The following is a 13,659-nucleotide window of genomic DNA, read 5'->3' as shown; positions in this document are numbered from 1 at the left end:
CCGCCAAGGGAAGGAGCGCGGCCTCCGTGGGGTCCCATCGCCGCCTTGTCCAGACGTCCGGGTTCAACCGGGGCGCCGGTGCCGCTTTGTGCGTGCTGTCCGCCGCGGCCGCCGCGCTCGGCGCGGTACCGGCCTTCGCCGCCCCGTCCGACGACACCCGGGCCGAGGTGGACCGCCTCTACGAGCAGGCCGAGCAGGCCACCGAGGCCTTCAACCAGGCCGACGAACGCGCCGACTCGCTGCGCGAGGAGGTCTCCACCGCGCAGGACGGGATCGCGCGGCAGCAGGAGCGCATCAACTCCATGCGGGACGCGCTCGGTTCGCTGGCCGGCGCCCAGTACCGCTCCGGGGGACTCGACCCGTCCCTGGCGCTGCTGTTCTCCGACGACCCGGACGACTACCTCGACAAGGCCGCCGTCCTGGACCGCATCAACGCCCACCAGGCGGGCGAGCTCAAGGACCTCCAGGAGGCCATGCGCGAACTCGCCCAGGAGCGCAGCGAGGCGGCCCTGAAGCTCGGCGAGCTGGAGAGGAGCCGCAAGGCCGTCGCCTCCCACAAGCGGACCGTGGAGAAGAAGCTCGCCACGGCGCGCGAACTCCTCAACTCCCTCCCGTCCGACGAGCGCGCCGCCTACGACCGGGCCTCCCGCTCCGGGCGCTCCGAGATGCCCGACCTGACGGGGGCCGCGGCGCCCTCGGGCCGGGCGGCAGCCGCCGTGGCCGCCGCGCAGTCCGCGATCGGCAAGCCGTACGTGTGGGGCGCCAACGGACCCAACGGCTTCGACTGTTCGGGCCTGATGCAGTGGTCGTACGCCCAGGCCGGTGTCTCCCTGCCGCGCACCTCGCAGGCCCAGCGCTACGCCGGCCGCCAGGTCCCGCTCTCCCAGGCGCAGCCCGGCGACCTGGTCACCTACCGGGGCGACGCCAGCCACGTCGGCATGTACGTCGGCAACGGCCAGGTCGTCCACGCCCCCTACCCCGGCGCCCCGGTCCGCTACGACCCGGTGGGCATGATGCCGGGGGCGACGGTCACGCGGCCCTGACCGAGGGCGCCGATACCCGTACGATCGGGAAACATGGCTGGTCGAAGGCGGGCGTCGGAACACGGTGTCGTGGTGGTGTGCCTGCTGCTGGTCTCCCTGGTGGCCTGTGGCGGGAGGCCCACGGCCGCCGACACCGCCCGGGCCGACGTCCAACGCGTCCTCGACCGGCGGGCCACGGCCGTCCTGGACCGCGACGGGGCGGCGGTGGCGAGGACGGGCACCGCGGACTGGTGGAAGGACCTCAGCGCCGTCCCCCTCGCCTCCTGGTCCTACAAGGTCACCGCAGTGCACCGCAGCGGCTCCACCGCCACCGCCGACGCCGAACTCCGCTACCAGGTCCAGGGGTACGACCGGGCCCCCGTCACCGTCGCCCGCACCATGAACCTCTCCCTGGACGCGGCCGACCAGTGGTACGTCCGCAGCGAGAAGCCCGCCAGGAAGGCCCCGCAGCTGCTGTGGGACCAGGGCCAGGTGAGGGTCGTCCGCGGAAGGCACAGCATCGTCCTCGGCGTCGGACACTCCGGTGAGAAGCTGCACTCCTTCGCGGACCTCGCCGACCACGCGGTGCCCGCGGTGTCGGACGCCTGGGGCACGAAGTGGGCGGGGCATGTCGTCGTGCTCGTACCGAAGTCCCTGGACGGGATGGCGGGACTGCTCGGCTCGCCGGCCTCCTCGTACCGGGGCATCGCGGCCGTCACCACCGGCGAGACGGGCGCCCCGGCGCAGGCACCCGCGGACCGGATCATCGTCAACCCCGACGCGTACGCCCTCCTCGGCACCCTGGGCAGACAGGTCGTGCTCACCCACGAGACCACCCATGTCGCCACCCGTGCCGACACCACCGCGGCGACACCGCTGTGGCTGTCGGAGGGGTTCGCCGACTGGGTCGGCTACCGGGACACCGGGCGCACCCCGGCCGAGGCCGCGCCGGAGCTGTCGGAGGCCGTCTCCGCGGGCCGGGTGCCCGCGGCCCTGCCGTCCGACGCGGACTTCGGCTTCGGCGGCAGCGCGACCGGGCTCGCGCTGTCCTACGAGAGCGGCTGGATGGCCTGCCGGATGATCGCGGACCGGTGGGGCGAGGGGAAGCTGGACGCGTTCTACCGGGCCGTGGGCACGCACGAGAAGCGGCGGGGGGCGGTGGAGGAGGCCATGGCGAAGGTGCTCGGCACCGACCTGAAGGCCTTCACCGCCCAGTGGCAGGAGTACCTGCGGGACCAGTTCGGCTGATCCGGCCGGGTTCGGCTGATCCGGCCGCCCGGAGCCGGCCGCGGCCCCTCGGCCCGCACCGTCCCCGGTCCACGCGTACGGCGCTCAGGACGAGGCCGGGGCCTCCTGGGCCGGAGCGGCGCTCTGGTCCGGTGCCGGGTCCGGCTGGACCCGCTTGGGGACCGTCGCCCGCCACAGCTCACGCATCCCGACGACCGTGGCGAGGACCAGCAGGCCGTTGCGCACGACGAGGAGGCCGATGCCGCGCGGGCTGCTGGCCACGACGTCCGCGAACCAGATCGGGAACTCCAGGACCGTCACGAAGCACGCCGCCAGCACCAGGACCGCGGTCAGGCCCATCCGGCTCGCGCGGAAGCACAGACAGGCCGCCGCGAGGCCGACCAGCCACACCATGTACTGCGGGCTGATCACCCGGCTGGTCGTGGTGAACATCAGCACCGCCACCAGCGCCGCGTCGGCCGCCGTGTGCGCCTCGAACCGGGTGGCCGTCAGCCGCCACAGCAGCAGCAGTCCGAAGGCCATCCCGGTCAGCGCGAGGGCGGCCGTGCTGACCATGGTCACCCAGGGGCCGAGGAACTCCACCGAGCCGTAGTTGAGCAGGACCGAGCCGTCCCAGCCGTGGTGGCGGGCGACGTGGAAGACCAGGGAGCCCAGCGACTCCACCTCGGTGCCCCGCTCCCGCTGGAAGGTCAGGAAGGCGAAGGCCCCCGGCATCGCCACCGCGAACAGTCCGGCGACCACCAGGGCAGTCACCGCCGCCGAGGCCCAGACACGGCGACTGCGGACGCCGACCAGGATCAGCGCCGGCCACACCTTCAGCATGGCCCCGAAGCCCACCAGGGCTCCGGCCACCTTCGGATGCCGGGCCGCCGCGAGGACCGCGGCGACCGCCACCGCGGTCACCATCACGTCGTAGCGGGAGTAGACGGTCGGTCCGAGCAGAGGTACGCCCGCCACCCACACCCAGGCTCCCCGCAGTCGTCGCCCGGGACGCAGGCCCGCGTACAGCAGCAGGAGGAGGACGGCCAGGTCGGCGGCGAAGGCGACGAGGAAGAAGGCCTGGGTGTACTCCAGGAAGGGCAGCAGCGCGGGGGAGAGGATCGCGAGGGCCGCGGCCGGCGGATACTGCCAGGTCACGTCGTCCTGAGGGAACGTTCCGGTGCGCAGGACCTCGTACCAGCCCTGGTAGATGACCGACACGTCACTGGTGACGTCGGGGCCCGGGAAGACGTACACCTTGTAGACCCACAGCAGCAGCAACAGCCTGGTCACGCCCCAGGTCAGCAGCAGTCCTGTCAGGGATCGCCGCCAGGCCGTCGTGTCCACGTGATCCCCTGCCGTTCTCTTTCGGTCTTTGAGGAGAACATGATGTCCCGCTCTCCTGTGAGGGTGCCACAGACATGGCCGTGCCCGGCTGTGAGCAGCCGGTTCGGTAGGGTCGGCCGCGATGCACAAGACCCTGATCGTGACGAACGACTTCCCGCCCCGCCCCGGTGGCATCCAGGCGTTCCTGCACAACATGGCGCTGCGGCTCGACCCCGAGCGCCTGGTCGTCTACGCCTCCACCTGGAAGCGGAGCCGCGAGGGCGTCGAGGCCACCGCCGCCTTCGACGCGGAGCAGCCCTTCACCGTCGTACGGGATTCCACGACCATGCTGCTGCCGACGCCCGGCGCGACCCGCAGGGCCGTCGGGCTGCTGCGGGAGCACGGCTGTACGTCGGTGTGGTTCGGGGCGGCCGCGCCGCTCGGGCTCATGGCCCCGGCGCTCAGGAAGGCCGGTGCGGAGCGGCTGGTGGCGACGACCCACGGGCACGAGGCGGGGTGGGCCCAGCTGCCCGCGGCCCGGCAGCTGTTGGGCCGGATCGGGGAGTCCACGGACACGATCACCTACCTCGGCGAGTACACGCGGTCGAGGATCGCCGCCGCGCTGTCCCCGGCGGCCGCGGGGCGGATGACGCAGCTGCCGCCGGGGGTCGACGAGAAGACCTTCCACCCCGGGTCGGGCGGGGCCGCCGTGCGGGCGCGGCTGGGGCTGACCGAGCGGCCGGTGGTCGTCTGCGTCTCGCGGCTGGTGCCGCGCAAGGGGCAGGACACCCTCATCCTCGCCATGCCGCGGATCCTCGCGCGGGAGCCCGACACCGTCCTGCTGATCGTCGGCGGCGGCCCCTACGGCAAGGAGCTGCGCAAGCTCGCCCACGAGACCGGGGTCGCCGACTCCGTGCGCTTCACCGGGGCCGTGCCCTGGGCCGAGCTGCCCGCGCACTACGGCGCAGGGGACGTCTTCGCGATGCCGTGCCGGACCCGTCGGGGCGGGCTCGACGTGGAGGGGCTCGGGATCGTCTACCTGGAGGCCTCCGCGACCGGGCTGCCCGTCGTCGCGGGCGACTCCGGCGGCGCCCCCGACGCGGTGCTCGACGGCGAGACCGGCTGGGTCGTGCGCGGCGGGTCGGTCGAGGAGGCGGCCGAACGGATCACCGTCCTCCTCGGCGACGCGGAACTGCGGAGCCGCATGGGGGAGCGGGGACGGGAGTGGGTCGAGGAGAAGTGGCGCTGGGACTTGTTGGCAGAAAAGTTGAAGACATTGCTATAGCCGGAGGGGGATAATCCGCCGATGCTGCGGCCATGACAGGAAAACTGATACAGCGTCAGCTGAGTAGACGTCAGATCCTTGGTATGGCCGCCCTCCAGACGGCGGCCACTCTCGGCTTCACCCGCGTCGGGCTCCAGTCGGCCCACGCGGACGAGCCCGCCGCGGTCGAGTCCGCGCCCGCCATCGTCGTCGGTTCCGGCTATGGCGCCTCAGTCGCCGCCCTGCGCCTCGGCCAGGCCGGCATCCGCACCCTCGTCCTCGAGATGGGCCGGCTCTGGAACACCGCCGGCCCCGACGGCAAGGTCTTCTGCAACACCGCCAACCCCGACCAGCGCTCCATGTGGTTCCGCACCCGCACCGAGGCGCCGCTCGCCACCTTCCTGTGGCTGGACGTCGTCAACAAGGACATCAACCCCTACCCCGGCGTCCTGGACCGCGTCCGCTTCGCCAACATGTCCGTCTTCGTGGGTCGCGGCGTCGGCGGCGGCTCCCTGGTCAACGGCTCGATGGCGGTCACCCCGCTGCAGTCCTACTTCGCGGAGCAGTTCCCGACCGTCGACACCGCCGAGATGTACTCCACGTACTTCCCGCGCGCCCGCGCCATGCTCGGCGTCAACACCGTCGACCCGGCCTGGTTCGAGTCGACCGAGTGGTACAGGTTCACCCGGGTCTCCCGGAAGCACGCCCAGAAGACCGGCCTGAAGACCACCTTCGTGCCCAGCGTCTACGACTTCGGCTACATGCAGCAGGAGGCCGCCGGCACCGCCACCAAGTCCGCCCTGGGCCAGGAGGTCATCTACGGCAACAACTACGGCAAGAAGAGCCTAGACAAGACCTATCTGGCGTCCGCGCTCGGCACCGGCAACGTCACCATCCACACCCTGGAGAAGGTCACCGGGATCAGCCGGGCGAGCGACGGCACCTGGCTGCTGACCGCCGACCGCATCGACTACACCGGCGCGGTCGTCGAGACCAAGCAGTACTCCTGCACCTACCTGTTCCTCGGCGGCGGCAGCCTCGGCACCAGCGAACTCCTGCTCCGGTCACGGCAGTCGGGGACGCTCCCGGCGCTGGACGCGAGCGTCGGGGCCGGCTGGGGGCCCAACGGCAACACGATGCTCGGGCGGGCCAACCACCTGTGGGACACCGTCGGCGCCAACCAGTCGACCATGCCGGTCATGGGCATCGACGACTGGGCCAACGCCGACAACCCGGTGTTCGCCGAGATCGCGCCCCTGCCCACGGGACTCGAGCACTGGGTGAGCCTGTATCTGGCGATCACCAAGAACCCGCAGCGCGCGGCCTTCTCGTACTCCGGCGGTGCTCTGAACCTCAACTGGACGGCCGCGCAGAGCGCCGTCTCCTCCGGCATGGCCAAGAAGCTCTTCGACCGGATCAACTCCGCCAACTCGACCATCTACCGGTACGACCTCTTCGGGTCGCCCAGCAGGGTCTTCGCCGACGACTTCACCTACCACCCGCTGGGCGGCTGCGTGCTCGGCAAGGCCACCGACAACTACGGCCGGGTGAAGGGCTATTCCAGGCTCTACGTCACCGACGGCTCGCTGATCCCCGGCAACATCGGGGTCAACCCGTTCGTCACCATCACCGCGCTCGCCGAACGCACGATGGCGCGGGTCCTCGTGGAGGACACCGCGCCATGACGTTCCGTCGGAAGGGGTACTACTTCGCGTAGATCGCCTCGATCTCGTCCGCGTAGTCCTTCGCCACCACATTGCGCTTCAGCTTCAGCGAGGGCGTGAGGTGGCCCGTCTCCTCCGTGAACTGGGAGGACAGAATGCGGAACTTCCGCACCGATTCCGCCTTCGACACCGCGGCGTTGCCGTCGTCGATCGCGGCCTGGATCGCCGCGTTCAGGTCCGCGTCCCCGGCCAGCGACGCCGCGGTGGAACCCGCCGGCTTGCCGTGCTCCTCGGCCCAACGGCCCAGGAACTCCTCGTCGATGGTGACCAGCGCGCCCACGAACGGCCGCCCGTCGCCCACCACCATGCACTCCGCGACCAGCGCGTGCGCCCGGATGCGGTCCTCGATCACGGCCGGGGCGACGTTCTTGCCGCCCGCGGTGACGATGATCTCCTTCTTGCGGCCGGTGATCCTCAGGTAGCCGTCCTCGTCGAGGGTGCCGATGTCACCGGTGTGGAACCAGCCGTCGGTCAGCGCCTCCGCCGTGGCGGCCTCGTTGTTCCAGTAGCCCTTGAACAGGTGCTCGCCGTGCAGCAGCACCTCGCCGTCGTCCGCGATCCGGATCACCGAGCCCGGCAGCGGCTGCCCGACGGTGCCGATCTTCGTGCGGTCCCAGGGGTTGAACGCGGTCGCCGCACAGGACTCGGTCAGTCCGTAGCCCTCCAGGACCGTGAAGCCGATCCCGCGGAAGAAGTGCCCGAGGCGCTCGCCCAGCGGGGCGCCGCCGGAGATGGCGTACTCGCCCTTGCCGCCGAGGACCGCGCGCAGCTTGCTGTAGACCAGCTTGTCGAAGGTCTTGTACTTGATCTTCAGACCGAGGGACGGGCCCGAGGGGGTGTCCAGGGCCTTGCTGTAGGCGATCGCCGTGTCGGCGGCCTTGTCGAAGATCTTGCCCTTGCCGTCCGCCTGCGCCTTGGCGCGTGCCGAGTTGTAGACCTTCTCGAAGACGCGCGGTACGCCGAGGATCAGCGTCGGCCGGAAGGATGCCAGTTCGTCGGTGAGCTGCTTGATGTCCGGAACCATGCCGAGCTTGATCGGCGCCATCATCGGCGCGATCTGCACGAGCCGGCCGAAGACGTGCGCGAGCGGCAGGAACAGCAGGACCGAGCACTCGCCGGTGCGGAACAGCGGGCGCAGCCGCTCCACGATGTTGCCGCACTCCGCGAAGAAGCTGCGGTGGGTGAGCACACAGCCCTTGGGCCGGCCGGTGGTGCCACTCGTGTACACGATGGTCGCCGGGTCGTCGGCCTTCGCCAGCGAGCTGCGCTCCTCGACGGCCGCGTCGCTGATGTCCTTCCCCGCGCGCCCCAGCTCCTCGATCCCGCCGCCCTCGATCTGCCACACGTGCTTGAGCGCGGGCAGCTGCTGGCGCACCGACTCGACGGCCGCGCTGTGCCCGTCCAGCTCCACGACACAGGCGGTCGCGCCCGAGTCGGACAGGATCCACTGGATCTGCTCGGGAGAGCTGGTCTCGTACACCGGCACGGTGATCGCACCCGCGCACCAGATCGCGAAGTCGAGCAGCGTCCACTCGTAGCGGGTACGGGACATCAGGCCGACCCGGTCGCCCGGCTGGACGCCGGAGGCGATGAGCCCCTTGGCGGCGGCGTGCACCTCGGCGAGGAACGCCGTGGCCGTCACGTCCTGCCACTGACCGCCCACCTTGCGGGCGATGACGGCGACGTCGGGATGCTGCGCGGCGTTTCTACGGACGATGTCGGTGAGATTGCCGTCCGCAGGGACCTCGTACAAAGCCGGAAGGCTGAACTCGCGCAAGACTGCTGCTCCTCATAGGGCGCCGGCGCCACGACGTTGTGTGATGCGACGGTCGGTCCAAGGCTCGGGCAGGTGCTCAGAGTTTCAGTAGTTGAATGCTGAGCACGACTGGACTGCCCGGACGTTACCCGCCGGTATGGCTTCTTCGACAGGGGGTCCCGGCGAGATGTTCGCTGCGTCACACGGATTGGGGTTCTTGGCGCACAGTAGTCCACCTGCTTACTGACTGGCCAGTAACCGCAGGCCCGGCCGCCACTGTTCACGTATGCCGCACAGGCCTACTCTTGATCGTCATGGCACCCACACCGGCCGGGAACCGACGAACACGCGTGCACGTGGTCAGCGATGTGCACGGCAACGCCCGTGACCTGGCCAGGGCCGGCGACGGTGCCGACGCCCTGATCTGCCTGGGTGACCTTGTTCTTTTCCTCGACTACGCCGACCACTCGCGCGGCATCTTCCCCGACCTGTTCGGGGTGGAGAACGCGGACCGCATCGTGGAACTGCGCACCGCCCGCCGTTTCGAGGAGGCGCGGGAACTCGGCGCCCGGCTGTGGGGCGGGATCGGCGCCGACCGCGCCTCGGTGATCGAGAAGGCGGTGCGCAAGCAGTACGCCGAGATGTTCGCCGCGTTCCCGACACCGACGTACGCGACCTACGGCAATGTCGACATGCCGCCTCTGTGGCCGGAGTACGCCGGACCCGGTACGACCGTGCTCGACGGCGAGCGGGTGGAGATCGGCGGCTGGACGTTCGGCTTCGTCGGCGGCGGCCTCAGGACCCCCATGCGGACGCCGTACGAGATCAGTGACGAGGAGTACGCGGCCAAGATCGAGGCGGTCGGCGAGGTGGACGTGCTGTGTACCCACATCCCGCCGGAGGTGCCGGAGCTGGTGTACGACACGGTGGCGCGGCGGTTCGAGCGGGGGAGCCGGGCACTGCTCGCGGCGATCCGCCGTACCCGCCCCCGGTACTCCCTGTTCGGCCATGTCCACCAGCCGCTCGCCCGCCGGATGCGCATCGGCGCGACGGAGTGCGTGAACGTGGGGCACTTCGCGGGGAGCGGGAAGCCGTGGGCGCTGGAGTGGTGACTCCGTGCGCGCGGTAGCCTTCACGCTGCACAGACGTGCGTACCACCCTTCCTCACCGGACCGTATCTGGAGGAGCCACGGCGATGGCGGAACACACCAGTTCGAGCATCACGATCGAAGCTGCGCCTGCCGACGTCATGGCGGTGATCGCGGACTTCGCCCGCTACCCGGACTGGACGGGCGAGGTGAAGCAGGCGGAGGTCCTCTCGACGGACGCGTCCGGGCGGGCCGAGCAGGTGCGGCTGGTCATGGACGCGGGCGCGATCAAGGACGACCAGGTCCTCGGCTACACCTGGACCGGCGACAACGAGGTCTCCTGGACGTTGGTGAAGTCCCAGATGCTGCGGCAGCTGGACGGTTCCTACGTGCTGAAGCCGGCGGGCGCGGGGGCGACGGAGGTCACCTACCTGCTCACGGTCGACGTCAAGATCCCGATGCTCGGCATGATCAAGCGCAAGGCGGAGAAGGTCATCATCGACCGGGCGCTGGCGGGGCTGAAGAAGCGGGTGGAGTCGGAGCAGTAGGGCGCGTTCGCAGGTGCGGGTCCGTCGGGGTCGCTCGCGCAGGCCCGCGCGGCTGTACCCACGGCTTCAGAGGCGCGGGGAACTGCGCGACCGGCCCCCACCGGCCTGCAGCCGGACCGAACCGCCGAGTCCGTTACGGTTCACCCCTATGCGCTCCATCCTGATCACCGGACCCGGCGGCAGCGGCCGTACCACCGTCGCCGCCGCCACCGCGCTCGCCGCCGCCCGCGGGGGAACCCGCACCCTCGTGCTGAGTGCCGACCGCACCGACACCCTCGGCACGATCCTCGGCACACCGACCGGGGCGACCCCCGCCCAGGTCTGCGAGAACCTCACCGCGTGGCGCCCCGACGCCACCGCCGGTTTCCGGGACGATCTGGCCGGCTTCCAGGACCGTGCCTCCAACGTGCTCGACCTGCTCGGCGCCTCCCGGCTGGACCCGGAGGAGGTCACCCCCCTGCCCGGCGCCGAGGAGCTCACCCTGCTGCGCGCCCTGCGCGACGCGGCCCTCTCCGAGCGGCACGACCTCCTGGTCGTCGATCTCCCGCCCACCCCGCAGGCCCTCGCCCTCCTCTCCCTCCCCGAGGAACTGCGCCGCTACCTGCGCCGGCTCCTCCCGGCCGAGCGCCAGGCCGCCGCAGGTCTGCGGCCCGTGCTCGGAAGGCTGGCCGGCGTCCCCATGCCCTCGGAGTGGCTGTACGAGACCGCCGCCCGCTGGGACACCGAACTCGGCGCCGTCGAGGCCGTCCTCGCCGACCGGCACCGCGTCGTACGGCTGGTCGCGGAGCCCGGCCCGGCCGGCTCCGACGCCGTGCGTTCCGCGAGCCTCGCCCTCGCCCTGCGCGGCCTGCGCCCCGACGCCCTGGTCGCCAACCGCGTCGCACCCCAGGAGTGGTCCGCGGGGCTCGTCGCCCAGCAGCGCAAGACCCTGGAGGAGTGGCAGGAGTCGTACGACGTCCATGTCGTCCCGCATCTCGGCCACGACCCGCGCGGCACCGACGACCTCGCCGCGCTCGCCGTCCCCGGGGTCAACGACACGACCTCCACCGTCGAGTGGCCCGTCGTCGATCACCTCGCCGAGGACGGCGTCCTGGTGTGGCACATCCCGCTGCCCGGCGCCGTCCGCGACGAACTGGACCTGATCCGGCGCGGTGACGAACTCGTCGTCAGCGCTGGGCAGTTCCGCCGGATCGTCCCGCTGCCCTCCGCCCTGCGCCGCTGTGCCGTCGCCGGTGCCGCACTGCGCGAGGGCGAGCTGCGCATCCGGTTCGCGCCGGACCCGGAACTGTGGCCCCGCACCCCGTGAACCGCGTACGCCCATTCGGGTAACGTCGGAGGGACGAACCGTAGTCAGGAGTCCGTCATGAGCGAAGAGCTCCCCCCGTCCGACGCCGGGGAACACGAGGCGATCGACGAGGTACGGGCGACCGACGCCGACGCGTGGGCGACGGCGGTCGCCGAGGACCTCGCGGCGGAGAAGGCCCGCCGTCGCGCCGAGTACGGCCCGCCCCCGGGCTCGGCCGCCGAGGAACTGCGCAAGCTCGTGGACAACGTCGCCGAGAAGCTGTCCGGCCTCCAGTCCCCGCTCCTCGGAGGCATCGCCGGACCGGCCGCCCAGCAGGTGGTCAAGCAGGTCGTCCAGCAGGCCAAGGCCGCGGTCGAGCCGGTCATCGAACGCAACCCGGACGTCTTCGACCACCTCGCCGCCGCCGGTGGCGAACTCCTCGCCGCGTACCGCTCCGCGGTCCAGGCCCAGGAGCAACGCTGGAGCCGCCGTGACGAGAACCTCCGCGGCCGGGGCGAGGACCCGGGTCCCGGCGAGCGCATCGACTTGGACTGAAACCCCCTGACGGCAGGGCCTCGGGTACGGTTGACCGTAGCGGGGCTCGACCGAAACTGAGGGATTCATGGGACTCACCATCGGCGTCGACATCGGCGGCACGAAGATCGCGGCCGGCGTGGTCGATGAGGAAGGCAACATCCTCTCGACCCACAAGGTGCCGACTCCGGGCACGGCCGAGGGCATCGTGGACGCCATCGCCTCGGCGGTGGAAGGCGCGCGCGCCGGGCACGACATCGTGGGCGTGGGCATCGGTGCGGCCGGATACGTCAACCGCCAGCGCTCGGAGGTGTACTTCGCCCCCAACATCCACTGGCGCAACGAGCCGTTGAAGGAGAAGGTCGAGACCCGCGTCGGCCTTCCGGTCGTCGTGGAGAACGACGCCAACGCGGCCGCCTGGGGCGAGTACAAGTTCGGCGCGGGCAAGGGCCACCGCAACGTCATCTGCATCACGCTCGGCACCGGTCTCGGCGGCGGCATCATCATCGGGAACAAGCTGCGCCGCGGCCACTTCGGCGTCGCGGCCGAGTTCGGCCACATCCGCATGGTCCCGGACGGCCTCCTGTGCGGCTGCGGCAGCCAGGGCTGCTGGGAGCAGTACGCGTCGGGGCGGGCGCTGGTGAGGTACGCCAAGCAGCGCGCCAACGCCACCCCGGAGAACGCAGAGATCCTCCTCGGCCTCGGCGACGGCAGCCCCGACGGCATCGAGGGCAAACACATCTCCATGGCCGCCCGCCAGGGCGACCCGGTCGCCGTCGACTCCTACCGCGAGCTCGCCCGCTGGGCCGGCGCGGGCCTCGCCGACCTCGCCTCCCTCTTCGACCCCTCCGCCTTCATCGTCGGCGGCGGCCTGTCCGACGAGGGCGAGCTGGTCCTGGACCCGATCCGCAAGTCCTACAAGCGCTGGCTGGTCGGCGGCAACTGGCGCCCGGTCGCCGACGTCATCGCGGCCCAACTGGGCAACAAGGCGGGCCTGGTGGGCGCGGCGGACCTGGCGAGAGAGCCGGACCCGATCATGTAGCGGTGACGGTGCCTTTCAGGGGCGCGGGGTGGTGCGAACCTGCGGCTCCGCCGCGTGGGCGCGACCGGCCACGGACGACCGGTGGTCGCGCCCGGCCCTCGCGCCCCTCCCCTTGGGCGTAAATTGATCCACATGGTTCCGGTCAAGGTCCTGAGCTACAACATCCGCTCCATGCGCGACGACACGGACGCTCTCGCCCGTGTCATCAGCGCCTGCGAACCGGATCTCGTACTGATCCAGGAAGCCCCCCGTTTCTTCCGCTGGCGCAAGAAACTCGCGCGGCTGGCGTCGGCCTCCGGACTGGTCGTCCTCACCGGCGGCGGCACTGCGGCGGGCCCCGCGATCCTCTGCAACCTGCGGGTCACGGTCGAACGCACGGAGGACGTCCTCCTGCCCCTCACCCCGGGTCAGCACAGAAGAGGCTTCGCCACAGCCGTCGTCGACATCGCCGGTGCCCGCCTCGGTGTACTGAGCTGTCATCTGTCCCTGCAGAAGGACGAGCGATACGAACAGGCAGGAGTGCTCCTCGACCGCCTCGCCGGCATGGGCGTGGACCACGCCGTCGCGGGCGGCGACCTGAACGACCGCCCCACCGGCCGCACCTTCACCCGGCTGGCGACGGACCTCCAGGACTGCTGGGCGGTCAGCCCCACCGGCGGCGAACACACCTGGACCCGCAGCGAACCCCACCAGCGCATCGACGCGATCTTCGCCACGAAGGGCATCGAGGTGCGCGGCTGCGGAGTCCCCCTGGACCTGCCCGGGATCACGGAGACAGACCTGAGGGCGGCCACGGACCATCTCCCGGTCCTGGCCACCCTCGGCATCCCCGCGAGCTGAGCC

General features: G+C 71.3%; 12 protein-coding genes. 10 read left to right on the top strand and 2 right to left on the bottom strand.

Going from position 1 to position 13,659, the window contains the following annotated elements; genetic code table 11:
* Nucleotides 1-26 precede the first annotated feature (26 nt).
* Both IOD14_RS34025 and IOD14_RS34020 read left to right on the top strand, forming a co-directional pair.
* Entirely contained in the window at nt 27-1,043 is a 1,017-nt protein-coding gene (locus IOD14_RS34025) for a C40 family peptidase (protein WP_212672336.1), read from the top strand.
* Nucleotides 1,044-1,076: 33 nt separating this feature from the next.
* Entirely contained in the window at nt 1,077-2,270 is a 1,194-nt protein-coding gene (locus tag IOD14_RS34020; RefSeq protein ID WP_212672335.1) for a hypothetical protein, read from the top strand.
* An 84-nt stretch (nt 2,271-2,354) separates the two neighbouring features.
* On the opposite strand, the gene IOD14_RS34015 is transcribed toward IOD14_RS34020, so the two are convergent.
* A complete protein-coding gene (locus tag IOD14_RS34015) occupies nt 2,355-3,596 on the bottom strand; it encodes a glycosyltransferase family 87 protein (RefSeq protein WP_212672334.1) in 1,242 nt (413 codons plus the stop codon).
* Between the two features lie 121 nt (nt 3,597-3,717).
* Between IOD14_RS34015 and IOD14_RS34010 the strand changes: the two genes are divergently transcribed.
* A complete protein-coding gene (locus tag IOD14_RS34010; RefSeq protein WP_212672333.1) occupies nt 3,718-4,860 on the top strand; it encodes a glycosyltransferase family 4 protein in 1,143 nt (380 codons plus the stop codon).
* A gap of 83 nt (nt 4,861-4,943) precedes the next feature.
* On the top strand, nt 4,944-6,524 hold the full coding sequence (locus IOD14_RS34005) for a GMC oxidoreductase (protein WP_212672332.1): 1,581 nt from the start codon (nt 4,944-4,946) through the stop codon (nt 6,522-6,524).
* A gap of 19 nt (nt 6,525-6,543) precedes the next feature.
* Here IOD14_RS34005 and IOD14_RS34000 read toward each other — a convergent pair whose 3' ends face one another.
* The gene (locus IOD14_RS34000) at nt 6,544-8,340 is read right to left on the bottom strand and encodes an AMP-dependent synthetase/ligase (RefSeq protein ID WP_123988638.1); all 1,797 of its coding nucleotides are present in this window, start codon (nt 8,338-8,340) and stop codon (nt 6,544-6,546) included.
* Nucleotides 8,341-8,633: 293 nt separating this feature from the next.
* Here IOD14_RS34000 and IOD14_RS33995 point away from each other — a divergent pair, with 293 nt between their 5' ends.
* From IOD14_RS33995 to IOD14_RS33970, 6 genes are all read left to right on the top strand, one after another.
* Nucleotides 8,634-9,431 (top strand): metallophosphoesterase, encoded by a 798-nt coding sequence (locus tag IOD14_RS33995; protein WP_123988637.1) that lies wholly within the window; start codon nt 8,634-8,636, stop codon nt 9,429-9,431.
* A gap of 83 nt (nt 9,432-9,514) precedes the next feature.
* Nucleotides 9,515-9,955: an SRPBCC family protein gene (locus IOD14_RS33990; RefSeq protein WP_123988636.1), complete on the top strand. Its 441-nt coding sequence runs from the start codon at nt 9,515-9,517 to the stop codon at nt 9,953-9,955.
* A gap of 148 nt (nt 9,956-10,103) precedes the next feature.
* Complete coding sequence (locus IOD14_RS33985) at nt 10,104-11,261, top strand: ArsA-related P-loop ATPase (RefSeq protein WP_123988635.1); 1,158 nt, start codon at nt 10,104-10,106, stop codon at nt 11,259-11,261.
* Between the two features lie 57 nt (nt 11,262-11,318).
* Complete coding sequence (locus tag IOD14_RS33980; RefSeq protein WP_123988634.1) at nt 11,319-11,795, top strand: DUF5304 domain-containing protein; 477 nt, start codon at nt 11,319-11,321, stop codon at nt 11,793-11,795.
* Between the two features lie 67 nt (nt 11,796-11,862).
* On the top strand, nt 11,863-12,816 hold the full coding sequence (locus IOD14_RS33975; RefSeq protein ID WP_007381458.1) for an ROK family glucokinase: 954 nt from the start codon (nt 11,863-11,865) through the stop codon (nt 12,814-12,816).
* A gap of 132 nt (nt 12,817-12,948) precedes the next feature.
* A complete protein-coding gene (locus IOD14_RS33970; RefSeq protein ID WP_212672331.1) occupies nt 12,949-13,656 on the top strand; it encodes an endonuclease/exonuclease/phosphatase family protein in 708 nt (235 codons plus the stop codon).
* Nucleotides 13,657-13,659: the final 3 nt, after the last annotated feature.

The organism is Streptomyces sp. A2-16, from assembly GCF_018128905.1.
GTDB lineage: Bacteria > Actinomycetota > Actinomycetes > Streptomycetales > Streptomycetaceae > Streptomyces.
This window is presented reverse-complemented; position numbering and strand designations above follow the sequence as displayed.